The sequence below is a fragment of the Halanaerobium praevalens DSM 2228 genome (assembly GCF_000165465.1).
Lineage (GTDB): Bacteria > Bacillota > Halanaerobiia > Halanaerobiales > Halanaerobiaceae > Halanaerobium > Halanaerobium praevalens.
Genome location: NC_017455.1, coordinates 2,057,817 through 2,082,480, shown reverse-complemented (window position 1 = coordinate 2,082,480; position 24,664 = coordinate 2,057,817). Strand labels below are relative to the sequence as shown.

The following is a 24,664-nucleotide window of genomic DNA, read 5'->3' as shown; positions in this document are numbered from 1 at the left end:
AGTTTTTGTTTTAATTTAGTTAATATTCTAAATTGACAAACAATTTTAAAGTGGTATAATTATAATTGGAGTCAGTTAAAATTTTAATTGATTTATTTACAATAAAGCTTTGATTTTATGATCAGAAATAAATTAAAAAAGTCTTGCTTTCAATTTTATTTATTTAGCTAAAATAATAAAGGGGAGTGAATTATTCAATGAGAAAATTAAATTTTTTGTTGGTTTTGGCTTTGATTTTACTCTTAAGTTTTAGTGCAGCAGCTCAAGAAAAAGTTACTATTGATTTCTGGCATGCAATGGGTGGTCATAATTTAGAGGTTACAGAAACTTTAGTTGAAAGGTTTAATGCAGAACATGAAAATATCGAAGTTGTGGCCCAAAATACTGGTAGTTATAATGATACCTTAACTAAGACAGAATCTGCAGTAAGAAGTGGTGATGCTCCTCATATTGTTCAAATTTATGAAATTGGAACTCAAGTAATGGTAGATAGTGGAATTATAATTCCAATTGAAGAATTGGGGCGCGAAGTTGCTCAAGATAAAAACTTTGATTGGGGTAAATTTTTAACTCCAGTTTCTAATTATTACCAAGTAGATGGAGAATTAAATTCTATGCCTTTTAATTCTTCAACTCCAATTTTATATTATAATAAAGATGCTTTTCAGGCGGCAGGCTTAGATCCAAATGATCCTCCTCAAACTTTTGCTGAATTAAAAGAATATGCTGAAAAACTAACTATTAGAAATGAAGATGGAGATGTTGAGCGCTATGGATTTACTTTAGGAATAGTTGGTTGGTTTGTAGAGCAAATGGCAGCAAACCAAGATGCCTTGTTAGTTAATAATAATAATGGGCGTTCAGCTAGAGCAACTGAATCTTATTTAGATCAAGAACCAGTGGTTAGATTTATTGAATTGTGGAAGGAAATGGTTGATGAAGAGATTATGTTAAATCCTGGCCGTGGTTGGGATGGAGCTAAACAAGCATTTTTATCAGGGCGAGCTGCAATGATGATCGAATCTACCGCTCAGGTTAAAAACTTTAGTCAAAATGCTCAAAGTTCTGGTTATGAGCTGGGTACTGCTTTTTTACCTCGGCCTGAAAATGTTGACAGAGGTGGAGTAGTAATTGGTGGAGCAAGTCTCTGGGCACTTAAGGATCATCCAGAAGCAGAATTAAAGGCTGCTTGGGAATTTTTGAGCTTTTTATCTGAAGAAGAACAGCAGGTATATTGGTTTGAGCAGACTGGATATTTTCCTGTTACTAAATCTGCAGTAGAAAAAGAAATGAATAAGCAATTTTTTGCTCAAAATCCTAATCATATGACTGCTTTTTTACAGCTTTTATTAAGTAAAAAATCTGCTGCTACTCAAGGAGCTTTAGTTGGAAGTTTCCCTGAACTTAGACAAATAGTAGAAAATGCTATTGAAGAAACTTTGCAAGCTAATATGACTCCTCAAGCAGCAATGTCAGAAGCTGCTGCTAAAGTTGATCAACTACTTAAAGAATATAACTCTCTTTACAAGTAGTCTTGAGTTAGACTTAATTGATTTTTATTCAAAACTTTTCCCTTCTGCTTTTAAGAGCAGGAGGGAAGTTGTTTTGTTTAGTCAGTAAACACCGGGAGGGAATTATTTTGCAAGAACAAGATTACAATGCTCATTTTTTAGTCCCATATCTATTAATTATACCTTCAATGATTATTTTGCTTTTATTTCTTTATTGGCCTACTATTCAATCTTTTGTTTTAAGTTTATATAAAACTGCTCCCTTCGGTGCTCGAGTTATTTATGTTGGTTTAGATAATTATAAAAAATTATTTACTGATCCAGCTTATTTAGAAAGTTTAGAACGTTCTGCAGTTTTTGTTTTAATTACAATTTTTGGAGGGCTTTCATTTTCACTTGTTTTATCTATATTTTTAAATAAAAAGCTAAAAGGAATTCACATTTATAGAACAATATTTTTTATACCTTATGCTATTTCCCCTACAGTAGCTGGTTCACTTTGGATCTTTTTGTTAAATCCAGTTGCTGGTCATGTAAATTATGTTTTAAATTTTCTTTTTGGTTTTCAGGTTCCCTGGTTGACTAATGGTTTTTTTGCTTTTATAGCAATTATAATCGCTACTATCTGGAAAAACATGGGCTTTAATATAATATTTTTTCTAGCTGGCCTCCAATCAATACCAGATAGTGTTTATGAATCAGCCAAAATTGATGGCGCTAATTCTTGGCAAATTTTTAGAAAAATAACTATCCCCTTACTTTCTCCCACAACTTTTTATTTAATTATCATGAATATTCTTTTTACTGTCTTTCAGGCCTTTGGGATTATAGATATTATGACTCAAGGAGGACCGGCAAATGCAACTAATTTAGTTATTTATAAATTATATAGAGATATGTTTGTTAATTTCAAGCCGGGACTGGCAGCTTCTCAGTCTGTGATTTTACTATTTTTAGTTTTGATTATAACATTTTTTCACTTTAAATACAGCAGTAAAGGGGTTCATTATCAATAAATTATTATTTTTAAAATCTGTTCAGTTAAAAAATAGAGCTAAAGTTTTAGCTGTTGTTTAATTATTTTTAATTTTGTTTGGTCAAAGGCAGGAATAAGATAAGGGAGATGTTTATTTATGTTGAAGTCACAATCTACAAGGAAATTAGTCGATAAAATTTTAAGCCATATTTTATTAATTTTTTTAAGTTTTATAGTTATTATGCCTATTTTGTTTGCTATTAGTATTAGTTTACAAACTCGAGCCCAAGTTTTTACTTATCCCCCATCTTTTTTTCCAGATAAATTATATTTTGGTAATTATCTGAGGGCTTGGGAAATGGTAAATATGGGGAGATTATTGACAAATAGTTTAATTGCTTCTGTAATTGTGATGCTGGGCAAATTAACTTTGGGAGTTTTAAGTGGTTATGCTTTTTCTCATTTTAAATTTAAAGGTAAAAAAATTCTGTTTTTTTCAATTTTATTTACCTTGATGCTGCCAATGCAGGTTCGGGTTGTTCCACTTTTCGATTTTGTTAGCAAATTGGGCTTAACTAATAGTTATACGGGTTTAGTAATGCCTTTTTTAGCTAGTGCCACAACAACTTTTTTAATGAGGCAGCATTTTTTAACTATCCCAAAATCGTTAATGGAATCAGCCCAAATTGATGGCTGTGGACCTTTGCGCTTCTTATTTCAAATATTAATTCCTTTATCTGGCCCAACTTTAGCCGGTTTGGCTACAGTTAATTTTTTAGTAATGTGGAATGCCTATTTATGGCCTTTAATTATTTTGAATTCAGATCAAATGAAAGTTTCTCAGCAGGGAATTAGAATGTTATTTGCTAGTGCTGCTGAAAGAGAATGGGGCTTAATTATGGCTGGAACAATTATGGTTGTGATTCCAACTTTAATTGTCTTTTTGCTGGCCCAAAGATTTTTTGTGAAAGGAATTGCTACTCAGGGCTTAAAAGAATAAAATCTAATCTGGATTTAATCCAATTTTAATCTTAAACTACTTGTAATTAGAGTAGATAAAATTTATAATTTTAACAAAAGGATTTGTTTAACTGAACTTGCTTAACTATTGCTTTAAAAAATAAAAGAGAGGTGTTTAAAATGTTAAGAAAGCTTCATGATCTTAAGGGTTTTACTGTGCAGGGAAAAAAAGAGAAGCTGGGGGAAATTGATGATTTTTATTTTGACCAAGATCACCTTGTACTTAGATATTTAGTTTTAGATACAGGAAGCTGGCTAAAACACGAGACAAATTTAATTTCTACTCATTCGGTTTTAGAAATAAATTTTGATCAAAAAATGGTTAAAGTAGATATAGAAAAATCTCAGCTTGAAGATTCTCCAAGTCTTGCTAAAAATAAACCTATTTCTCAGTTGGAAGAAAAAAGAATAGTAGAATATTTTGATTGGCCTGGTTATTGGTCAGAACACCATGCAAGTGACAGTGAGTTTATTCATGCTGGTCTCCAACAAAGAAAGAAGCTACTTGACATTAAAGCCTTAGATGCTGAAAAAGCAGCAGAAAAAAATGCTGCAGCAGAAAAACAAAGTAATTTAAGAAGTTTAGAAGAAGTTACTGGTTATAAAATTCATGCTCAAGATGAAAAATTTGGTCATTTAGAAGATATTTTTGTTGATGAAGAAAATTGGTTAATTAGATATTTTCTAATTGATACTAAAGATCATATTCCAGGCAAATCAGTTTTGATTGCACCTGAATGGATCGATTCTATTAGCTGGCAGGGAGCAGAAATTTTTGTTGATAAAGATAAAAAAGAAATAGAAAATGCTCCTGAATATGAACAGCCAGCAGATCAAAAATTAATTAGTAGAGGCTATGAAGATCTACTTTATGACCATTATAATCACCATAAATATTGGCTCTAAGTGAAATTGAAAATAAAATAAAATTAATTAAACGGCTAAGTCTTTTGATATGAAAGGCTTTTGTCGTTTATTTTTTTAGAAAGATTATTTTAAATCGCTAAAAAATAATCTTAGTCTTGTTTTGGATTTAGGAGAAGAGCTTTATTTATTAAAATAAAACTTTAAATCAGTAATGATTATTGCTATAATAGAATAAATGACTAAACATATATTCACTTTTAGCTATAGTGTGAATTTTACTGAAAAAAATTTTCTTTTAATTTATGCTTAAACAGAAAGTGTGAACCTCACCACCTAAATTAAAATTTTAGATGGAGCTTCGCTATACTTCATATACTCAAAAAAACAAGTATATTACTAGTAGCTTTTTAGTGAAGTTTGTAGTTTAAGTTTCCTCTACAAATGTAGATTACCTTATTCACTAGGGGCTGTCCACAAACCCATTATCCCTCATAGCTATATAGCTATTCTGGGAATACATTAATTCTGCGATACCTTGAATATTTTACACAAACAAGGATTAGTGTTTGCAACTCCATATATTCACTTTTACGACAAGGGGCTGAACTCAGGTTGTGAGTTAGCATTACTATTTTTATAACCTTGTAATTAGTATTATATCATACTAACTGGAATATTTGAAGGTGTTGAACCTTACAAATATTATCCAAATTCATCTCCACTTAATACAGTAGTTTAGATGGAGTTTTCTTTGAATGTTTTAGATAAAAGTGGAATAATTATTTTAGTTAACAAAAAAAGTTATTTAGTTTTAGCTTATAAGGGGGAAAAACAATGAGAGAGGGTAAATTTAAGTTGAAGGCCCCTTTTGAACCTAAAGGTGATCAGCCTGAAGCAATAGAAAAATTAGCTCAAGGGATTAAAAATGGATATCAACACCAGACTTTACTTGGGGCAACAGGTACTGGTAAAACTTTTACAATGGCTAAATTAGTGGAAGAAGTTAATAAACCAACTTTAGTTATTGCTCATAATAAGACTTTAGCTGCCCAATTAACAAGTGAGTTTAAAGAATTTTTTCCTGATAATGCAGTTGAATATTTTGTAAGTTATTATGATTATTATCAACCAGAAGCTTATGTTCCCCAAACTGATACCTATATAGAAAAAGATGCATCTGTAAATGATGAAATTGAGAAATTGAGGCTTTCAGCTACTACTTCTCTTTTTGAAAGAAGAGATGTTTTAATTGTAGCAAGTGTTTCATGTATTTATGGTCTTGGTTCTCCAGATGATTATTTAAATTTATCTTTAGATTTAAAAGTTGGCAAAATTATGGATCGCAAAAAAATTACTAGAAGTTTAACTTTTATGCAGTATAGTCGTAATGATATGGATACTTCGCGGGGACATTTTAGAGTTAAAGGTGATGTAGTTGATATTTTCCCTGCTTATAGAGATATTGCAATTAGAGTTGAGCTTTTTGGTGATGAGATAGATCGAATTACTAGAATTAATACAGTGACAGGTGAAGTTCAGGCCGAAATTGAGGAAATGACTATTTATCCTGCCAGTCACTTTGTAACTCCAGAAGATAAGGTTGAAAGAGCAATTAAAACAATTACAGCTGAATTAGAAGAACATTTAAAAGATTTGAGAGCAGAAAATCGCTTAGTTGAAGCTCAAAGATTAGAGCAAAGAACCCGTTATGATTTAGAAATGTTGGAGCAGATGGGGTTTTGTTCTGGGATTGAAAATTATGCCCGGCATTTAGCTGGCCGTGAAACTGGTTCAAGACCGATGGCCCTTTTAGATTATTTTCCTGATGATTTTATGGTTATTATTGATGAATCACATATGACAATTCCTCAAATTGGAGGGATGTTTGCTGGAGACAGGTCTCGTAAAGAAAAATTAGTAGAATATGGTTTTCGCCTGCCATCTGCTTTAGATAATAGACCACTTAATTTTGAAGAGTTTGAGCAGGTTGTACCTCAGGCAGTTTATGTTTCTGCAACCCCTGGGCCATATGAAAGAAAACACAGCCAACAAATTGTTGAACAAATTATTCGGCCAACAGGTTTAGTTGATCCTGAAATTGATATTAGACCAACTAAAAGCCAGATAGATGATTTGTTAGAAGAAATTAGGCAAGTTGTGGCTAGTAAAGAGAGAGTTTTAGTTACTACTTTAACTAAAAAAATGTCTGAAGATTTAACAGAATATCTAGCTGAAGCTGGGATTAAAGTCCGCTATTTGCATTCAGATATTGATACTATTGAGCGCTCAGAAATAATTAGAGATTTGCGTTTAGGAAAATTTGATGTTTTAGTTGGGATTAACTTATTAAGAGAGGGACTTGATTTACCTGAAGTTTCTCGAGTTGCTATTTTAGATGCTGATAAAGAAGGCTTTTTGCGTTCTCAACGTGCTTTGATTCAGACTATTGGACGTGCTGCTAGGAATGTTGAGGGTAAAGTAATAATGTATGCAGATAAAATTACTGATTCAATGCAAACTGCTATTTCGGAAACTGAAAGAAGAAGAAAAATTCAAATTCAGCATAATCTGGATAATAATATTACTCCAGAAACAATTATTAAGCCAGTTAGAGATGTTGTTAAACCAGTAGATATGGTGGTTTCAGAAGATCAGAGCCGTTATTATGATAAAAGTCAGTCTAATACTGATCCTGATGATCACAGCCAAAACTATGATCAGATGAACCGCAAAGAAATTCAACATTTGATTTTAGATTTAGAAGAAGAAATGGAAACTGCTGCTGACAATTTAGAATTTGAAATCGCAGCTCAGATTCGAGATGAGATTGAAGAGTTAGAAGCAAAATTGGATTAAATTAGTGGATTAGATTAAATGTGAAAAAAATGTGAAAAAAATAATTATAACCGGGTACAAAAGAAATTAATCACAAAACAATAAAAGAGGTGTAATTATAAATGGGATTAGAACGTTTAATTGTTAAGGGAGCTGAAGAGCATAACTTAAAAAAAGTAGATTTAGATATACCCCGTGATGAATTAATAGTAATAACTGGCTTAAGTGGTTCTGGTAAATCATCTTTGGCTTTTGATACTATTTATGCAGAAGGTCAGCGAAGATATGTGGAGTCACTTTCAGCTTATGCTCGCCAGTTTTTAGGCCAAATGGAAAAACCAAAAGTAGAATATATAGAGGGACTTTCACCTGCAATTTCTATTGATCAAAAATCAACTAATAGCAATCCCCGCTCAACTGTAGGGACAGTAACTGAGATTCATGATTATTTGCGTTTACTTTATGCTAGAGTTGGGATTCCTCACTGTCCAGTTTGTGGGGAAGAAATAAAGTCTCAAACTGTTGATGAAATTGTTGACCAAGTCTTAGAATTACCAGAAAGAACTAAAATTCAAGTTTTAGCTCCTATTGTTCGTGGACGTAAGGGTGAACATGAAAGGACTTTTTTGCAGGCTCAAAGAGATGGATTTGTTAGAGCTAGAGTTGATGGAGAAACTATTTTGCTGGAAGAGGCAGAAAAATTAGATAAGAATTTTAAACATGATATAGAAATTATAGTTGATAGATTAGTAGTTAAAGCAGGAATTAGAGAGCGTTTGGCTGATTCTGTAGAAACTGCTTTAGAATATGCAGATGGATTAGTAATGATTGACCAAATTGAAGCTGAGACAACAACTTATAGTGAAAAATTTGCCTGTCCAGAGCATAATATAAGTTTAGAAGAAATGTCTCCTCGTATGTTTTCATTTAACTCTCCTTATGGAGCTTGTGAAAACTGTGGTGGTTTAGGAGTCAAAAAAGAATTTGATCCAGATTTGATTTTAGATGAAGAAAAATCAATTGATGCTGGGGGGATTATTCCTTGGTCTAGTTCATCTAGTCGTTATTATCCAGCCCTTTTAAAAGCAATGGCAGCTGAATATGATTTTAGCTTAGCAACTAAAATTAAAAATCTTGATCAAAAAATTATTGATAAACTACTTTATGGTGATGATCATAAAATTACTTTTCCTTATACAAATCGTTATGGTAAAACTAGGGATCATACAACAAGATTTAAAGGAATAACAGGTTATTTGAAAGAAAGAATGGAAAAGTCAGATAGTCCAGGTACACATAAAAAAATGGAAAGATATATGAATGAAATTCCTTGTAATGTTTGTGAAGGCCAGCGTTTAAAACCAGAGGTTTTAGCAGTTACTGTTGGTGGAATTTCAATAGCGGATTTTAGTTCTTATACTATTAAAGAAGCCCATGAATTTTTAAAAGGAGTTGAGTTTGACCAGCGCCGAGCCAAGATTGGTAAGGAAATTTTGAAAGAAATAAAAGAAAGACTTCGTTTTTTATTAGATGTAGGTTTGGATTATTTAAGCCTTGATCGTTCGGCTGGAACTCTTTCGGGTGGAGAAGCTCAAAGGATTAGGTTAGCTACTCAAATTGGTTCTGGTTTGATGGGAGTTTTATATATTTTGGATGAGCCAAGTATCGGATTACATCAGCGAGATAATAATCGTCTAATAAATACTTTAGAGCATATTCGTGATTTAGGAAATACTGTAATTGTAGTTGAACATGATGAAGACACAATTAGGGCTGCTGATTATATTATTGATATGGGCCCTGGAGCTGGTAAACATGGTGGAGAAATTGTAGCAGAAGGTTCTGTGGCTGATATTATAGCTGAAAAAAGGTCACTTACTGGTCAATATTTGGCTGGCAAAAAGAAAATTGAGGTACCAAAAGACCGTTATCAAACTGGAGAAAAATGGCTTAAGTTAAAGGGAGCTAAACAGCACAATTTAAAAAATATAGATGTTGATTTTCCTCTAGGAACCTTTACTTGTGTAACAGGAGTTTCTGGTTCTGGTAAAAGTACTTTAATTAATAATACTTTGAAGCGAAAAATGATGAGAGAACTATATGATTCAACTTTACACCCGGGAGAACATGATCATTTAGAAGGAATAGATCAAATTGATAAGGTAATAAATATTGATCAATCTCCAATTGGCAGAACTCCACGCTCTAATGCTGTAACTTATACCAAAATTTTTAATTATATTAGAGATGTTTTTGCTAGTACACCTGAGGCTAAGCAGAGAGGTTATGAAATTGGACGTTTTAGCTTTAATGTTAAGGGCGGCCGCTGTGAAGCTTGTAAAGGTCAGGGAATTGAAGAAATTGAAATGCACTTTTTGCCAGATGTTTATGTTCCTTGTGATGTCTGCAATGGTAAGCGTTATAATCGTGAAACTTTAGAGATTAAATATAAAGGTAAAACAATAGCAGATGTTTTGGAAATGACTGTTGAGGAAGCTTTGGAATTTTTTGAAAATATTGAGCCGATTAGACGCCGTCTGCAGACACTTTATGATGTAGGTTTAAGTTATATTCGTTTAGGACAGCCTGCTACAACTTTTTCTGGTGGTGAAGCCCAAAGAATTAAGATTTCCAAAGAACTTGGTAAGCGGAGTACAGGAGAAACACTTTACCTTTTAGATGAGCCGACAACTGGTTTGCATTTTGCAGATATCAAAAAACTTTTAGAAGTATTACACCGTTTACGAGAAGATGGTAATACTGTAATTGTAATTGAGCATAATTTGGATGTTATTAAATCTGCAGATTATTTGATTGATTTAGGACCTGAAGGAGGAGAAAAGGGTGGCCAAATTGTAGCTACTGGAACCCCAGAAGAAGTTGCTGAAAATGAAAATTCTTATACCGGTAAATTTTTAAAAGAGTATTTGGGATAGTACGTTTTGGTACCTGCGTTTTGGTACCGGGTACAGAATAAATATTTCACATTCACTTTCCATTATATAAAATAAATGATATAATTTATACAATAAATCCAATAAATGGAAGGTGAATGAATATGGCTCGAAAAAAGAGAGTTTGGTATCCAGGAGCAGCTTATCATGTTGTCAGCCGAGCTAATCGTAAAGGTCATTTGTTTAGGGATAAAAGAGATTATAAATTTTACCTTGATATTTTGAGAAAAACAAAGGCTAAATATGACTTTTCTTTACTTGCTTATTGTTTAATGACAAATCATGTTCATCTACAAATTAGGACTAAAGAAGTTGAAATTTGGCGGTTGATGCATCAAATAAATCTTTTCTATGCTAAATATTTTAATTATAAATATGATTTAGTTGGCCATCTTTTTCAAGGGCGCTATTTTTCAAAAATAATTAAAGATAAATTATATAATTTAGCTGTCAATCGCTATATTCATTTAAATCCAGTTGTAGCTTCAATTGTTAATAAGCCTGAATTATATAGTAAAAGTAGCTATAATATTTATTTGGCCCAAAAAAATGATGACCTTGTTGATACTAGTGAGATCTTGTCTTATTTTGAGCAGAATAGAACAATTTACAAAAAATTCACTGAAACTGAAGAAATTAATAAAAAGTTGGACCAAGAAATAAAAGCTGAATGCGAGTTGTGAAAAAAATAATTATAACCAGGTACCAAAGGGTAAGGGTGATATGTAAAATGAGAAAACAGCAGATTGAGGCTCAATTGAAGGAACTGCCTCGGCAGCCAGGTGTTTATTTAATGAAAGATGAAACTGGAATGATTATTTATGTAGGTAAGGCAAAATCACTGCGGAACCGAGTTAGATCTTATTTTCGCAAAAATAATCAAACATATAAAACTCAAATGTTAGTTAAATATATAGCTGACTTTGATTATATAATGACTGATACAGAGGTAGAAGCCTATATTTTAGAGGCTAATTTAATAAAAAAGCACCAGCCAAAGTTTAATATTCGCTTAAAAGACGATAAAAGTTATCCTTATATAAAAATCACTAAAAATGTTGATTTTCCCAGAGTTTTTAAAACTAGAATAGTAAAAAATGATGGAGCTGAGTATTTTGGCCCTTTTGCTGATGTTGATGCTATTTATAAAACTTTAGATGTAATCAAAGACATTTTTCAATTAAGAAGTTGTAAAAAAGAATTAAAAGCAAATGACCCAGAAGATCGCCCTTGTTTAAATTACCATATTGATAAATGTCTAGGACCTTGTATTGGCGCAGTTAGTAAAGAAGATTACCATCAATTAATTGACCAGGTCTGCCTCTTTCTTTCCGGTAAACAGAGTCAATTAAAAAAACAAGTAGAAGTACAGATGAAAGAAGCGGCTGCTCAGAGAAATTTTGAAAAAGCAGCTCGTTTTCGTGATGCCTTAAAAGCGTTTACAAAATTAAGTGAAAGCCAAAAAGTAATGACAGATAAAAATATTGATCAAGATGTAGTTGCCTTAGTTCAAGGGACTGAAAATCAAGCTTGTGCTCAACTGTTATTGATTAGAAGTGGCCGTCTTTTAGGTCAAGAATATTTTATTTTAGAAGGAACTGAAGCAGAATTGGAGTCAGAAACAATGGCTTCATTTTTACAGCAGTATTATGAACAAGCAGCTGGAATTCCAGATGAACTTTTATTAAATACTAAATTAGAAGAGCAGGATTTGCTTGGCCAGCGATTAGCTGAAATTAAAAATAAAAAAGTAAGTATTCAATATCCCCAAAAGGGAGATAAGAAAAAAATGTTGGAGATGGCTGAGCGAAATGCTCAACAGAATCTTAAAAAAGAAAATATTCGCAGTAAATATGAAAAGCAAAGAACCTCAGGTGCAGTGGAAAAATTAGGAGAAATTTTGGGAATTGAAAAAGCTCCTTATCAGATAGAAGGTTTTGATATTTCAAATATCCAGGGGACCGATTCAGTTGCATCAATGGTAGTTTTTAAAGATGGTAGACCATCTAAACAGGATTATAGGCGTTTTAAAATTAAAACTGTAACTGGCCCTGATGACTTTGCTAGTATGAAAGAAGTTGTTGAAAGGCGTTATGCTAGGCTTTTGCGAGAAGATAAAAAACTACCTGATTTAATTTTAATTGATGGTGGTAAAGGCCAGCTGAATGCAGCTTATGAGATTTTGGAGTTTTTAGGAATTGGAAACTTGCCAATTATTGGTTTAGCTAAAAGAGAAGAAGAAATATTTAGGCCAAATACAAGTGAGCCGATTACTCTGCCTCATCACACCCCAACTTTACAGCTTTTGCAGAGGGTAAGAGATGAAGCACATCGTTTTGCTGTCAGTTATCACCGTAAATTGAGATCAAGAAGGCTAACTCATTCAATGCTTGATGAGATACCTGGGGTTGGAGAAACTCGGAGAACTGCTCTACTGCAGCATTTTGGTTCTTTAGCTAAAATTAGAGAAGCTAAAATTTGGCAGTTAAAAGAAGTAAAAGGAATTAGTGGCAAAACTGCTCGCAAAATTTATGATTATTTGCGCGAACATATGCGGGCTTATTAAAGAAAAAATCGTCCCAAATCGGGACGATTAATTTTTTGATTTGTGTGCTATTACTTCTTGTTTTGATATCGATAAAAAGATTGGAATATTTTATCTAAGCCATATTTTTCAGGTGAGAAAATATATTCAGTATTACCAAGGAAAAAATAGCCGCCTGGGTTTAAAACAGAAGTAAATTTTTTAATTAATTGATCTTTCATATCTTTAGTCAGATAAATAAAGAAGTTACGACTTAAAATTAAATCCCAGTCTTTTTTAAAACGAGCATTGATTAAATCTAACTGCTCAAATTTAACCATTCTTTTTATTTCAGATTTCAAAGCATAAGTTTTACCATCAGAACTCTCTTCAAAATATTTATTTAATAATTTGTCAGAAACATTCTTAAGAGAATTTTCTTTGTATTTTGCTTCTTTAGCAGTTGCTAGAATAGTATGATCTAAATCTGTGGCATAAATTTTAAATTTGCTAGGACTAATCCCCATTTCTTTTAAAATAATTGCCATTGTATAAGGTTCAGATCCATTTGAACAAGGTGCACTCCAAATATTTATTTTGTCATTTTCATCAAATAATTTTGGAAAAACATCTGATTGTAAAAACTCAAAGTTTTCAGGGTTGCGAAAAAACTCAGAAGTATTAATAGTAAAATGGTTTAAATAAGCATCCTTAAACTCAGTATCATGTTTAATCAAATCAATACATTCAGCAAAATCCTCAACTTGGTATCTACGCATTAAACTTTTTGTTCTTCTCTCAACTCGATCTAATTTATAGCCATCTAAGTCAATGTCTAAAATTTTCTTAGCCTGATCTTTAAATTCTGTAAAAGTAATTGTCATTTAGATTATCCCTCCGTTATTTCTATAATTCTGTTTCCAATTTCATCTATTCTTTTAATTTCGTGATAAGCACCCAGTTTTGCGACGGCAGAAGGCATTCCATAAACAAGGGCTGTTTCCTTAGATTCTATAATACCATAACCACCCTTATTAACTAAATCGGCCATTCCTTGACCACCATCACGGCCCATACCAGTGAGTACAACTCCTAAAAGTCGGTCACCAGCAAAATTTTCGGCTAAACTAGTCATCATATAATCAACACAAGGTCGAACTCCATGTAATCTATCTTTTTTATTTAAACTTACTTTTCCTTGAGCATCTATTTCCATATGGAAATCACCTGGGGCCAAAAGTCCATGTCCTGGTTTTAACTGATCACCAGCTTGAGCTTCTTTAATGCTAAGGCCAGAAACATTATTTAATCTTTCCGCCAGAGTTTCAGTAAAACCTGCTGGCATATGCTGTACAATGATAAAAGCTGCATCCAGTTTTTGATCTATACTTTCAAATAAAGTGTTTAAAGCCCTTGGTCCACCAGAAGAAGAACCAATTGCTACAATCGGAAAAGAGTTACTAGTACTAATTCTTTTTTTCTTAATTTTTTTAGTTTTAAAATTAGCTTTTGATTCAACAGCAGCCTTTATTTTAAGTACTAATTCTTCTTTGATTGAATCAATATTTAAAGAAATAGAGCCAGAAGGCTTAGCAATAAAATCAAAAGCTCCTAATTCTAAAGCTCTAAATACTGTTTGTTTATTATCGAGTGCACTAACCATAATTACAGGTATTTCTGGGTAATCCTTTTTTACAATTTCAAGTGTTTCCAATCCATTTAGTTTCGGCATTTCTATATCTAGCATTAAAAGATCAACATCCATTTTCTCTAGTTTGCGGAGGGCATCTTCGCCATTATAGGCGGTTGCTGCAACTTTCAAATCTGGATCCTTTTCAATGGTATCTGAAAATATTTTTCTCATAAAAGCAGAATCATCACAGATTAAGACTTTAAGCATTCTTTTACCTCCTTATTTTTTGTTCCTAACTTACATATTCTGTATTTAAGTTAAAAAACCTTTTTAAAAATTCAATTATTTAATTAAAATTGATTAAAACACTTTAATTTGTTAGAAAATAGCTAAAATAGCTGGAGCCAGAAATAAGACTATGTTATAATAAAAACAGAATAGCTTAAATTAAAGGTGATTTTAAGTGTAAATAAACTAACTAAAAGGAGTTGAGCCTGATGAAGTTGATAAATTGTAAAGAATGTGGCAAACTTTTTTCTTCTACTGGTAAGAAAATTTGTCCTGACTGTCGAAAAAGTGAAGAGGAAAAATTTGAAAAGGTTAAAGATTATCTCTGGGATAATCCTAATTCCACAGCTTTAAAAGTAGCCAAAGAAACTGGAGTAGAAAAAGAATTGATAATTAAGTTTATGCGCGAAGATAGATTAGCTGCCGAAGGTTTATTAATTGATTATACTCTAAAATGCAAACGCTGTGCTAAAGAGATTAAGTCTGGCATTTTTTGTCAAAGTTGTAGAGCAAAGATGATTAATGATTTTGGCGAAGGAGAAAAAGAAGAAGAGCCGAAAGATCCTAAAAAATCTAAAGATAGTAAAGGTATGTTTTTGAAAAATAGATTTAAAAGAAATAACTAATTTAAATTAAAATTAATCATCAAAGCAGCTGCGGCTAAATTAAGATAAATAATATGTAGCACGGCAACTAAAATTTCAATAATATTTTGAAATCAATCTAAATGGAGTCAGTTTAAAGACGGGCTTCATTTTTTATTTAATTTTCAAAATAATCTTTTAATTGTTTAAAATTATGATATAATAAGTATATAAAATGATAATTTTATTTCAGTTTTACTAAAGTATTAATAAAAAGAGGGGGTCAAAAATGTTATTGAAAAAAAGTGCTTTGTTAAGTGGACTATTGATTTTGGCTTTAGTTTTAGCTTTCAGCTTACCAGCTGCAGCTCAGGATGAAGAAGTGGAGATTTTTAGCTGGTGGACTGGCGGTGGAGAAGAAGAAGGTCTGAATGCTTTAATTGAACTTTTCCATGAAGAATACCCAAATATTGAAGTTGTAAATGCTACAGTAGCTGGGGGAGCTGGTTCAAATGCTAAGGCAGTACTTAAAACAAGAATGGTTGGAGCTAACCCACCTGATTCTTTTCAGGTTCATGGTGGAGCAGAATTAATTAATACTTATGTTGAAACAGGTATGATGCAGCCAATTACTGATTTATTAGAAGAATGGGGTGTCAAAGATAAGTTTAATCAGCAAATTTTAGAAATGTCTGCTTATCAAGGTGAGTATTATTCAGTACCGGTTAATGTTCACCGCTCAAATGCTATGTTTTATAACAAAGAAGTACTTGCAGAAAATAATGTTGAAGTACCAACAGATTTAGATAGCTTTATTGCTGCTTTAGAAAAACTTGACCAAGCTGGAGTAGTTCCACTTGCTTTAGGTGATACTAATAAGTGGCCAGCAACTCAAATTTTTGAGACTTTATTAGTAGCGACTTTAGGCCCAGATGCTTATAATGGTCTTTGGGAAGGAGAAACAGCTGCTGATGATCCAGCAGTAAGAGAAGCTCTTGTTTATTTTGATCAAATTATGGAATATGTTAATTCAGATCACTCTGCTTTAACTTGGCAGGATGCGACTCAGATTATGCAAGAAGGAGAAGCTGGATTTAATATAATGGGTGACTGGGCTGAAGGTTATATGAAAACTTTAGGTTGGACTCCTGGGCAAGAATTTGGCTGGCTGCCTGTACCTGGTACTGAAGGTTCATTTGTAGTTGTCACTGATACTTTTGGTTTACCAAAAGGTGCTCCTAATCCTGAAAATGCTAAAAAATGGTTAAAAACAATTGCCTCTGTAGCAGGGCAGGATACTTTTAATCCAATTAAAGGTTCAATCCCTGCTCGTTTAGATGCAGATAAAAGTAAATATGATGCCTATCTTTCAGACACAATGGATGACTTTGCTAATGACACTTTAGTTCCTTCGATTGCTCATGGTTCTGCTGCACCTGAAGGTTTTATCACTGCTTTAAGTGATACAATTAATAGCTTTATTACTTCTGGTGATGTTGATCAAGCTTTTGAAAGCTTCCAGCAAAATCATCAAGAATATGTCCAATAATGCAATATCTCCCCTCCTATCTAGGAGGGGAAGATTTATTTTATGGAGTGGTAAAAATGAAAAGAAAACATAAAGAGTCTTTAACTTCACTTGCAATTTTATCACCATCAATTATTGCTCTTTCTATATTTGTTTATGGGTTTATTAGCCGAAGTGTTCAAATTTCTCTGCTTGATTGGGATACCTTTGGTAGTTTTATGCGAAAGGCTAAAGATTATATAGGTTTGGAAAATTACCGTCAGCTTTTGCAAGAAAGTAGATTTCAGACTGATCTTTGGAATACCCTTTATTTTACCTTATTTTTCATTTTAGGCTGTTTGACAATTGGGATTATTTTATCCCTAATTTTAAATAATAAGCCTCAAGGTAGTTATTTTTTTCAGAACTTATATTTATTTCCGATGGCAATTTCTTTTGTGGTAACAGGTACAGTTTGGCGCTGGATCTTTGCTCCAGGTCGTTTACCTTTAAATCCACGCGGGATTAACCTTTTATTTGAACAATTAAATTTAGAAGCACTACAGTGGGGTTGGTTTACTAGTACTAATAATGTTTTTGGTTTTAATATAGCTTTAATTGCGGTCATTATTGCTGCTATTTGGCAGTATTCTGGTTATACTATGGCAATGTGGTTAGCTGGTTTGCGCGGTATTGATCAGCAGTTGATCGAGGCAGCGCGGATAGATGGTGCAAGCAAATGGCAAATTTTTACTCAAATATTATTTCCAATGCAGAAACCAATTACTTTATCAGCAATTATAGTCTTGGCTCATGTTTCACTTAAAGCTTTTGCTTTAATTTATGCAATGACAGGTAGTGGACCAAATAATGTAACTGATATTCCAGCTGTTTATATGTTTGAAGCAACCTTTAGATCAAATCGATATTCAACTGGATCTGCCATTGCTATTGTGTTATTAATGATGGTAGGATTACTAATTATCCCTTACCTGATCCACAGCTTTAAGGAGGATTAAATAATGAAAGAAAAAAATACTGCAGCTGAAAAAGCAATTCGTTATTCCATTTTAATTATTTTTGCTATTTTCTTTTTAATTCCAATGTATGTCCTCTTAACTACTAGTTTAAAAAGTTTTAGTGAAGTCTCAATTAATACTATGTGGAATTTACCACAGAGTATTTCTTTTGCTGGTTTTAAAACTGCTTTTGCTCGTTTAGCCCCTAATGTACTTAATAGTTTATATTTAGTAATTCCAGCTACTTTATTTTCGGCTCTTTTGGGCTCAATGAATGGTTATGTTTTAGCACACTGGAAGTTTAAAGGTTCTGATACACTTTTTGCCCTAATTTTATTTGGGATGTTTATTCCTTATCAAAGTGTACTTTTTCCTTTAGTTCAATTTATGCAATCTATAGGTCTTTATGGATCTATTCCTGGTTTGATTTTAGTCCATGTAGTTTATGGACTGCCAATTACAACTTTAATGTTTAGAAATTATTATCAAGATGTACCTCAAGCCCTAACAGAAGCAGCCAAAGTAGATGGGGCTAATATTTTTAGTATTTATAGGTATATATTTTTACCAATTTCTATTCCTTCATTTGTGGTTGTTTTTATCTGGCAATTTACAAATATTTGGAATGAATTTTTATTTGCTGTAACTTTAACTGATACCCAAAGCCAGCCGATAACTGTTGCTTTAACAAATTTAGCTGGGAGTCAGGTTGTAGAATGGAATGTACAGATGAGTGGAGCTATTATAACAGCTTTGCCAACACTTTTAGTTTATATTATTTTTGGCCGCTATTTTATTAAAGGAATGCTGGCCGGTTCTGTTAAAGGTTAATATTTAGCAGCTAGTAGAATTTTAGTTTTATTTTGATAAACTCAGTCTTAAGCAGGCTGAGTTTTAGTCTGCTTGAATTTTTTTGATTTCTTCATTAAAATTAATTTAAACAATTAAAATAAGAAAAAAAGGAGTGAATCAGATGCAAAAAATAAATTGGGGAATTTTAGGTTGTGCTAATATTGCCCGCAAAGCTGTGATTCCAGCTATTAAAAAAGCAGATAATTCGAAGTTGTGGGCAGTGGCGAGTAGAAATTCAGATAAAGCAATTGAGTTTGCCAAAAAGTTTGGAGCAGAAAAAGCTTATTCAGCTTATGACAAGCTTTTGGCAGATCCTGAAGTTGAAGCAGTTTATATCCCGCTTCCAAATAGTTTACACAAAAAATGGGTTTTAAAAGCAGCTGCCGCTGGTAAACATATTTTATGTGAAAAACCTCTTTCGGGAAAAAATATAAAAGAGGCAGCAGAGATGTTAAGAGCAGCTAAAAAAAATCAAGTTAAATTAATGGAAGCCTTTATGTATCGCTTTCAGCCTTTTGTAATAGAGCTTAAAAAGACTGTTGACAAAGGTGAGATTGGTCAGTTAAAAGAAATTCAGGCTGATTTTGCTTTTGATATTAGTGACCGTCAAAATGAGATTAGACTTAATCCCGATTTAGATGGCGGTGCTTTAAATGATATTGGCTGCTATACAGTTAATATTTCGCGGTATTTAATGGGAGAGATGCCAACTAGGGTAGCTAATTTTTTTGAGCAGAAGACAGCAGCTGGTGTGGATTTAAGTGGAAGCGGGACCCTATTTTTTGAAGGCGGTCGTTTTGCTAGTATTTATTATAGTTTGAATTCGTACCCTAAAAAAGATTTAAGCTTAATTGGGACTAAAGGAATAATTGAGTTTCCAGATTTTTTTGATTGGAAAGCTGAAAATTACTATTTATTAAAAAAAGCTGGCCAAGAAGAAAAAATTAAGCTAGAGACTGGCCCCCAATATCAATTAGAAATTGAAGCTTTTACTCGCGCAGTACTTAAGCAGGAAGAGCTGCCGCTAAAAGTAGAAAACGAAAGCTTTGCTAATTTAAAAGTAATGGATGCTTTGCGAGAGTCAGCAGCTTTAGCAAAGGTTATAAAAATTTAAAATTTATTTAATTAGGCTCTTGACTGGATTTTTGCTGCTAAATCAAATACAATAATAGTTGATTTGTAATTTAATTAAAATATCTTAGCTAATATTGACAGGAGGGCTAATTTTGAAAGTTGATAAAATAAATCAAGTAATTGAAAAATTATTAGTTTATGGTGAGCAAAAGGATTTATTAGGTGAGTGGGATAAAGTTGCAGCTCGGAATCAAATTAGAGAGATTTTAGAGATAGAAGCTGCTCCTAATTATCTTGGTGAAGCTGAAAAAAATTTGGAAATTCCATCTGAACCACAGCCTTTATTAGATCAATTATTAGATTTTGCTGTAGAAAAAAAATTGATTAATAATCAGATAAGTGAAAGAGATCTTTTAGATACTAAAATCATGGGAGCTTTAACTCCTAGAGAATCAGAAATCAGCAGTCGATTTTATGAGACTGCTGCCCAAGAAGGAATTAAAAGGGCTACAGATCAATATTATAATTTTGCTAAGGCAAGTAATTATATCCGCCAAGCCCGAGTAAAAAAAGACCTTAATTGGAAAGCAGATAGTGATTACGGTCAGCTTGAAATTACTATTAATCTTTCTAAACCAGAAAAAGATCCAGCCGAAATAGCAAAAGCTAAAAAAGAAAAGCAGCTTAATTATCCTAAGTGTTATCTTTGTTTAGAAAATATAGGTTATCAAGGGAGCTTAAATCATCCAGCTCGTCAAAATCATCGCGTAATTCCTTTAAAATTGCAAAATGAAGATTGGTTTTTGCAGTATTCTCCTTATGTTTATTATAATGAACACTGTATTGTTTTTCATAAAAAGCATATTCCAATGCAGATTAATAAACAAACTTTTGCAGTTTTATTAGATTTTATTGATCAGATTCCACATTATTTTATTGGTTCTAATGCAGATTTACCTTTAGTTGGAGGTTCAATTTTAAATCATGATCATTATCAAGGCGGCCGCCATATTTTCCCGATGGAAGAAGCTGAAACAGAGCAAAAATATGAACATCCAGCTTTTCCAGAAGTAGAAATCAGCAAAATCAAGTGGCCTTTATCTGTAATTAGATTAAAAGCTGAAGTTCGGGAAGATATTATAAACTTAGCTGTTAAAATTTTAGATAATTGGCGTCAATATTCTGCACCTGAACTTGATATTTTAGCTTATTCTAAAGGTGAAGGAGTTAAAATTGATCATAATACAATTACTCCGATTGCCCGCAAAAAAACCGGCTTATATGAACTTGATTTAGTTTTAAGAAATAATCGTAAAAGCAAAGAATATCCAGCCGGAATTTTTCATCCTCATTCTGAATTACATCATATTAAAAAAGAAAATATTGGTTTAATTGAAGTGATGGGGAGAGCAATTTTACCAGGGAGATTAAAAACAGAATTAGAGCAAATTTCAGCTTATTTAAGTGGCAATTTAAACTTAAAAGATTTAAAAAAGCAAAAAGGTTTAGTTAAACATCTGGATTGGATTTTGGAATTGAAAGAAAAATATGGATCTGATTTAGAAGCTAAAAAAGCAGCTGCAGTTTTAGAATATGAAGTTGCAAATAAGTTTAGTCAGGTTTTGGAAGCAGCTGGAGTTTATAAAAATACTGAGCAGGGCTTTAAAGGTTTTAATTCTTTTTTAAAAAGTGTTGGGATTGAGTTGATAAAGTTTTAATTTTAGGAAGTGGGTTAAAAGTATGAGTAAATTTAATTTAAATGCAATTGATTCTTATAGTTATGAACCACTGCGTAAACAAGTCTATAAAGTTTTAAGAGAGGCTATTTTAAAAGGAGAACTAATGATTGGAGAAAAAATAACTGAGATGGAAATTGCTTCTGAACTAAGTGTTAGTCGGACCCCAGTCAGAGAAGCTTTCCGCATGTTAGAACAAGAAGAATTAATTAATATTATTCCTCAGCAGGGGGTCTTTATAGCTGGAATAGAAACTAAAAAAGAAATTGATGATATTTTTCAAATCCGGGTTGAACTGGAAGGATTAGCCGCTTATCTAGCTGCTAAAAACATTGATCAAGAACAGCGAAAAATGTTAAAAAATTATATTCAAGAGATTGAAAATTGTATTGAAAGTAATGATCAAAGGGGCTGTATTAGAGTTGATATTGCTTTTCATCGAATAATTAAAGAAGCTGCTCAAAACAAATGGTTAGCTAAATTTTTAGATACCCTCTTTGAACAGGCAACTCGTTTTCGCCGCAGTAGTTTTTCGCGGGCAGGTAGAATGGAGGAGTTTTTAGCAGAACATAAAGAGCTGGCAGCTGCTATAATTAATGGTGAGGCCCAAGAGGCTCGCTTGTCTGCCGAAGCACATATTAAGGCAGCTTGGAATAGTATTTTAAGTGTTTTTGAAAAGGAACAAAGTTAAAATTGAATTTTGCTTTAAGTTTAGTTAAAGCTAAAAAAGCTGCCGACTTAATTGTCAGCAGCTTTTTTTTCTAATTCTTTAATCACATCTTCTAATGGGGAAGGATAACTATAATAATAACCCTGAATGATGTCACAGCCAGCTTGATTAAGTTTTTCTGCCTGCTTTTTAGTTTCAACACCTTCAGCTACAACTCTTAAATTTAAATTATGGGCTAAATTGATAATGGATTTTACGATGGCCCGATTATTGGCATTATTAATAAAATAATCAATAAATGATTTATCAATTTTTAGAGTGTGAATTTTAAATTCTTTAATATAATTTAAAGATGAATAGCCAGTACCAAAATCATCAATAGCAGTTTTAACTCCAAGACTATTTAATTTGTCTAAAACTTCTATTGTGTAGCCAATATTTTCCACAGTTGTTCTCTCTGTTATTTCTAGTTCTAGATTTTTGGGCTTTACCCCCGTCTTTTTTAAGACATTTTGGACTGTTTTTAGAAAATCACGGTCAATAAATTGTTCGGGGCTGATATTAACTGAAAGATAATAATCACTCTTAAATTTTTGATTTAATTTGTATAGATCCTGACAGCCTTTTTCTAAAACCCAGTTCCCAATTTCTTTAATAAAACCATTTTCTTCTGCCAGAGGAATAAAAACTCCAGGTGAGATTAATCCTTTTTGCGGATGATCCCAGCGAATCAAAGTTTCAAAGCCAACTCGCTCACCCTCTTTTCCAGCATTAAAGCCTTGATAATAGAGGAGGAATTCATCTCTTTCCAAAGCAGTTGCTAGTTGGTTTTCCAATCTCTTTTTTTCAGAAATACTGCGGTCAATATTAAGTGAATAAAAAGCTAATTTATTAGAACTACTTTTTTTAACAGCATGCATGGCTAAACTAGAATTTTTAATTAAAATATCAATATTTTGGTGATCATCAGGATAAATTGAAACTCCTAAACTTGATTTGAGATAAATTATATTATTTTCTATAAAATAATTATTATTAATCACTTCTAAAATTTCATTTAGACGATTTCTGATTTCTGCTTTTTTAGCTAAATGATCTGCTGTTAGGTAAAAATAAAATTCATCACCAACTCGACTCACCAAATATTCAGCTTCTAATTGATTAGTCAATCTTTGAGCTAATTTTTTTAAAATTTTATTACCTATATCATGCCCAAAACTATCATTAATCGATTTAAAATCATCAATTCCGATAGCACAAAGGTAAAGTTTTTCATTTTTGAGTTGGCTGAGATATTTATTTAATTCTTTTTTAAAAATATTTATATTTGGTAAACCAGTTAAAGCATCATTATAACTTAAATCCTTAATTACTTCCATCATTTTATTAAAGCTAGCTGCAGCTTCTCCTAGTTCATCATTACTATTGATCTGAGAGCGGACATTTAAATTTCCAGCTGCTCCTTTTTGAAAAGTGTTTTTAAGTTGAGTAATTGGTCTTGCAATATTATTTGAAATTAAGATACTTAAAATAATAGCAATCAGAATGGTAATAATTGAAATAATTATTATAATTTTATTAACTTTATTAATTGATTTTTGTAAATAACTTTGAGGGATAATAGTTACTATTTTCCAATTGTTAGTGCCTGGTATACTGTGATAAAAGGCATGCTTTTTATTATTTTTTTCTGTAAAAGTTAAAGTGCCTTGTTTTTTAGCCTTAATTTGGGTAGTGAAATCATATTCATTGACTAAAAAATTGTCAATATTATAAAATGGCTGTCTATCTGAAATATTTTGCTTAGGATGAGCTATTAACTTTCCTTCTTCATTAATTAAAAAAGAATAGATACCTTCTTCAGAGTTGGTATAGCGATTAATATTTTTGGATAAATCTTTAATTTCTATGCTGGCTCCTAGTAAGGAAAGATTATCTCCTTTAATTGAAGAAGCAATTACTATAATCGGTCTTTTGGTTGATTTAGAAACTACTGGATCTGAAACAATAGTTTTTCCATTTAGAACTTGTTCAAAATAAGCTCGATTACCAATATTGCCTGCATCTTTTTTTAAGGTTGTACTATAATTGCCATTTTTATCGGCTATAAAAAAGAAAAAGTAATTAGAGCCTCTTTTATGTAGTTCTTGCTGTAGATAATTTATTTTTTCTGGCCAGCTTCCATTTTGGATTACTTTTGTATTTGCATAAATTTTTAAATCCGATTTTTTTTCTTCCAGCCAGTGGGCAGTTAATTCTGATTTTTGAGCTATATTATTAGTTTGATTTTCAAAAATAATTTCTTCTAAAATACTATTAAAACTATTAGTAATACTAATTATGATTGCTAAAGTAAAAATTACAATTATTAAAAGAGGTAAACTGAGTATCTTATTGCGGAAATTGATGTTTTTCATATTTTGATGGACACCTGCTTTATTTTATTTTATTACTTTAATTAATTATAACATCTTCTGGCTTTAAGTTACAAATTTAACTAGATTAAAATCTACTCAAAAAGAAAGTTCAGAATTTTTTTTAGCAAAAGCTGTTAAATTCAGTCAATTTATTATATAATGATAATAATAACTAAATTATCGAGTTAGAGGGGGTA

Annotated in this window: 18 protein-coding genes; 15 read left to right on the top strand and 3 right to left on the bottom strand. The window is 32.0% G+C overall.

What is annotated here, in order from left to right; translation table 11 throughout:
• The first annotated feature begins 197 nt into the window (after positions 1-197).
• The 8 genes from HPRAE_RS09755 to uvrC all read left to right on the top strand — a co-directional run bounded on the left by HPRAE_RS09755 (position 198) and on the right by uvrC (position 12,729).
• Complete coding sequence (locus HPRAE_RS09755) at positions 198-1,532, top strand: ABC transporter substrate-binding protein (RefSeq protein WP_014554042.1); 1,335 nt, start codon at positions 198-200, stop codon at positions 1,530-1,532.
• A 107-nt stretch (positions 1,533-1,639) separates the two neighbouring features.
• Entirely contained in the window at positions 1,640-2,527 is an 888-nt protein-coding gene (locus tag HPRAE_RS09750; protein WP_014554041.1) for a carbohydrate ABC transporter permease, read from the top strand.
• Positions 2,528-2,644: 117 nt separating this feature from the next.
• Positions 2,645-3,487, top strand: coding sequence for a carbohydrate ABC transporter permease (locus HPRAE_RS09745; RefSeq protein WP_014554040.1), 843 nt, complete (start codon positions 2,645-2,647; stop codon positions 3,485-3,487).
• A gap of 140 nt (positions 3,488-3,627) precedes the next feature.
• Positions 3,628-4,413 (top strand): PRC-barrel domain-containing protein, encoded by a 786-nt coding sequence (locus tag HPRAE_RS09740; RefSeq protein WP_014554039.1) that lies wholly within the window; start codon positions 3,628-3,630, stop codon positions 4,411-4,413.
• Between the two features lie 795 nt (positions 4,414-5,208).
• Positions 5,209-7,230 carry an excinuclease ABC subunit UvrB gene (gene uvrB, locus HPRAE_RS09735; protein WP_014554038.1) on the top strand — a complete coding sequence of 674 codons (2,022 nt, stop codon included), beginning with the start codon at positions 5,209-5,211 and terminating at the stop codon, positions 7,228-7,230.
• 101 nt (positions 7,231-7,331) lie between these two features.
• Positions 7,332-10,145: an excinuclease ABC subunit UvrA gene (uvrA, locus tag HPRAE_RS09730; protein ID WP_014554037.1), complete on the top strand. Its 2,814-nt coding sequence runs from the start codon at positions 7,332-7,334 to the stop codon at positions 10,143-10,145.
• 122 nt (positions 10,146-10,267) lie between these two features.
• Positions 10,268-10,846 (top strand): transposase, encoded by a 579-nt coding sequence (locus tag HPRAE_RS09725; RefSeq protein WP_041607027.1) that lies wholly within the window; start codon positions 10,268-10,270, stop codon positions 10,844-10,846.
• A 47-nt stretch (positions 10,847-10,893) separates the two neighbouring features.
• Complete coding sequence (uvrC, locus tag HPRAE_RS09720) at positions 10,894-12,729, top strand: excinuclease ABC subunit UvrC (protein ID WP_014554035.1); 1,836 nt, start codon at positions 10,894-10,896, stop codon at positions 12,727-12,729.
• 50 nt (positions 12,730-12,779) lie between these two features.
• On the opposite strand, the gene HPRAE_RS09715 is transcribed toward uvrC, so the two are convergent.
• Entirely contained in the window at positions 12,780-13,571 is a 792-nt protein-coding gene (locus HPRAE_RS09715; RefSeq protein ID WP_014554034.1) for a CheR family methyltransferase, read from the bottom strand.
• A gap of 5 nt (positions 13,572-13,576) precedes the next feature.
• Positions 13,577-14,587: a chemotaxis-specific protein-glutamate methyltransferase CheB gene (gene cheB / locus HPRAE_RS09710; protein ID WP_014554033.1), complete on the bottom strand. Its 1,011-nt coding sequence runs from the start codon at positions 14,585-14,587 to the stop codon at positions 13,577-13,579.
• Positions 14,588-14,817: 230 nt separating this feature from the next.
• On the opposite strand from cheB, the gene HPRAE_RS09705 reads away from it, so the two are divergent.
• The 7 genes from HPRAE_RS09705 (at position 14,818) to HPRAE_RS09675 (ending at position 22,071) form a co-directional block, all read left to right on the top strand.
• Positions 14,818-15,234, top strand: a complete 417-nt coding sequence (locus HPRAE_RS09705) for a flagellar protein (RefSeq protein WP_014554032.1) — start codon at positions 14,818-14,820, stop codon at positions 15,232-15,234.
• A 247-nt stretch (positions 15,235-15,481) separates the two neighbouring features.
• The gene (locus tag HPRAE_RS09700) at positions 15,482-16,741 is read left to right on the top strand and encodes an ABC transporter substrate-binding protein (protein ID WP_014554031.1); all 1,260 of its coding nucleotides are present in this window, start codon (positions 15,482-15,484) and stop codon (positions 16,739-16,741) included.
• Positions 16,742-16,797: 56 nt separating this feature from the next.
• The gene (locus HPRAE_RS09695) at positions 16,798-17,718 is read left to right on the top strand and encodes a carbohydrate ABC transporter permease (protein WP_041607025.1); all 921 of its coding nucleotides are present in this window, start codon (positions 16,798-16,800) and stop codon (positions 17,716-17,718) included.
• 3 nt (positions 17,719-17,721) lie between these two features.
• Positions 17,722-18,549, top strand: a complete 828-nt coding sequence (locus tag HPRAE_RS09690; protein WP_014554029.1) for a carbohydrate ABC transporter permease — start codon at positions 17,722-17,724, stop codon at positions 18,547-18,549.
• Positions 18,550-18,691: 142 nt separating this feature from the next.
• Complete coding sequence (locus HPRAE_RS09685; protein ID WP_014554028.1) at positions 18,692-19,684, top strand: Gfo/Idh/MocA family protein; 993 nt, start codon at positions 18,692-18,694, stop codon at positions 19,682-19,684.
• Between the two features lie 112 nt (positions 19,685-19,796).
• The gene (locus HPRAE_RS09680) at positions 19,797-21,362 is read left to right on the top strand and encodes a UDP-glucose--hexose-1-phosphate uridylyltransferase (protein WP_014554027.1); all 1,566 of its coding nucleotides are present in this window, start codon (positions 19,797-19,799) and stop codon (positions 21,360-21,362) included.
• 22 nt (positions 21,363-21,384) lie between these two features.
• Positions 21,385-22,071: a GntR family transcriptional regulator gene (locus HPRAE_RS09675; RefSeq protein WP_014554026.1), complete on the top strand. Its 687-nt coding sequence runs from the start codon at positions 21,385-21,387 to the stop codon at positions 22,069-22,071.
• A 47-nt stretch (positions 22,072-22,118) separates the two neighbouring features.
• Here the strand turns inward: HPRAE_RS09675 and HPRAE_RS09670 are convergent, their stop codons facing one another.
• Positions 22,119-24,467 carry an EAL domain-containing protein gene (locus HPRAE_RS09670; protein ID WP_014554025.1) on the bottom strand — a complete coding sequence of 783 codons (2,349 nt, stop codon included), beginning with the start codon at positions 24,465-24,467 and terminating at the stop codon, positions 22,119-22,121.
• Positions 24,468-24,664 lie beyond the last annotated feature (197 nt).

What these genes read in the sequence shown, in the direction of transcription:
- HPRAE_RS09695 (WP_041607025.1), top strand. Translation starts at nt 16,798, where the DNA reads ATGAAAAGAAAACATAAAGAGTCTTTAACTTCACTTGCAATTTTATCA.
- HPRAE_RS09690 (WP_014554029.1), top strand. Translation starts at nt 17,722, where the DNA reads ATGAAAGAAAAAAATACTGCAGCTGAAAAAGCAATTCGTTATTCCATT.
- HPRAE_RS09685 (WP_014554028.1), top strand. Translation starts at nt 18,692, where the DNA reads ATGCAAAAAATAAATTGGGGAATTTTAGGTTGTGCTAATATTGCCCGC.
- uvrB (WP_014554038.1), top strand. Translation starts at nt 5,209, where the DNA reads ATGAGAGAGGGTAAATTTAAGTTGAAGGCCCCTTTTGAACCTAAAGGT.
- HPRAE_RS09705 (WP_014554032.1), top strand. Translation starts at nt 14,818, where the DNA reads ATGAAGTTGATAAATTGTAAAGAATGTGGCAAACTTTTTTCTTCTACT.
- HPRAE_RS09670 (WP_014554025.1), bottom strand. Translation starts at nt 24,467, where the DNA reads ATGAAAAACATCAATTTCCGCAATAAGATACTCAGTTTACCTCTTTTA.
- HPRAE_RS09675 (WP_014554026.1), top strand. Translation starts at nt 21,385, where the DNA reads ATGAGTAAATTTAATTTAAATGCAATTGATTCTTATAGTTATGAACCA.
- HPRAE_RS09740 (WP_014554039.1), top strand. Translation starts at nt 3,628, where the DNA reads ATGTTAAGAAAGCTTCATGATCTTAAGGGTTTTACTGTGCAGGGAAAA.
- uvrC (WP_014554035.1), top strand. Translation starts at nt 10,894, where the DNA reads ATGAGAAAACAGCAGATTGAGGCTCAATTGAAGGAACTGCCTCGGCAG.
- uvrA (WP_014554037.1), top strand. Translation starts at nt 7,332, where the DNA reads ATGGGATTAGAACGTTTAATTGTTAAGGGAGCTGAAGAGCATAACTTA.
- HPRAE_RS09700 (WP_014554031.1), top strand. Translation starts at nt 15,482, where the DNA reads ATGTTATTGAAAAAAAGTGCTTTGTTAAGTGGACTATTGATTTTGGCT.
- HPRAE_RS09715 (WP_014554034.1), bottom strand. Translation starts at nt 13,571, where the DNA reads ATGACAATTACTTTTACAGAATTTAAAGATCAGGCTAAGAAAATTTTA.
- HPRAE_RS09725 (WP_041607027.1), top strand. Translation starts at nt 10,268, where the DNA reads ATGGCTCGAAAAAAGAGAGTTTGGTATCCAGGAGCAGCTTATCATGTT.
- cheB (WP_014554033.1), bottom strand. Translation starts at nt 14,587, where the DNA reads ATGCTTAAAGTCTTAATCTGTGATGATTCTGCTTTTATGAGAAAAATA.
- HPRAE_RS09745 (WP_014554040.1), top strand. Translation starts at nt 2,645, where the DNA reads ATGTTGAAGTCACAATCTACAAGGAAATTAGTCGATAAAATTTTAAGC.
- HPRAE_RS09755 (WP_014554042.1), top strand. Translation starts at nt 198, where the DNA reads ATGAGAAAATTAAATTTTTTGTTGGTTTTGGCTTTGATTTTACTCTTA.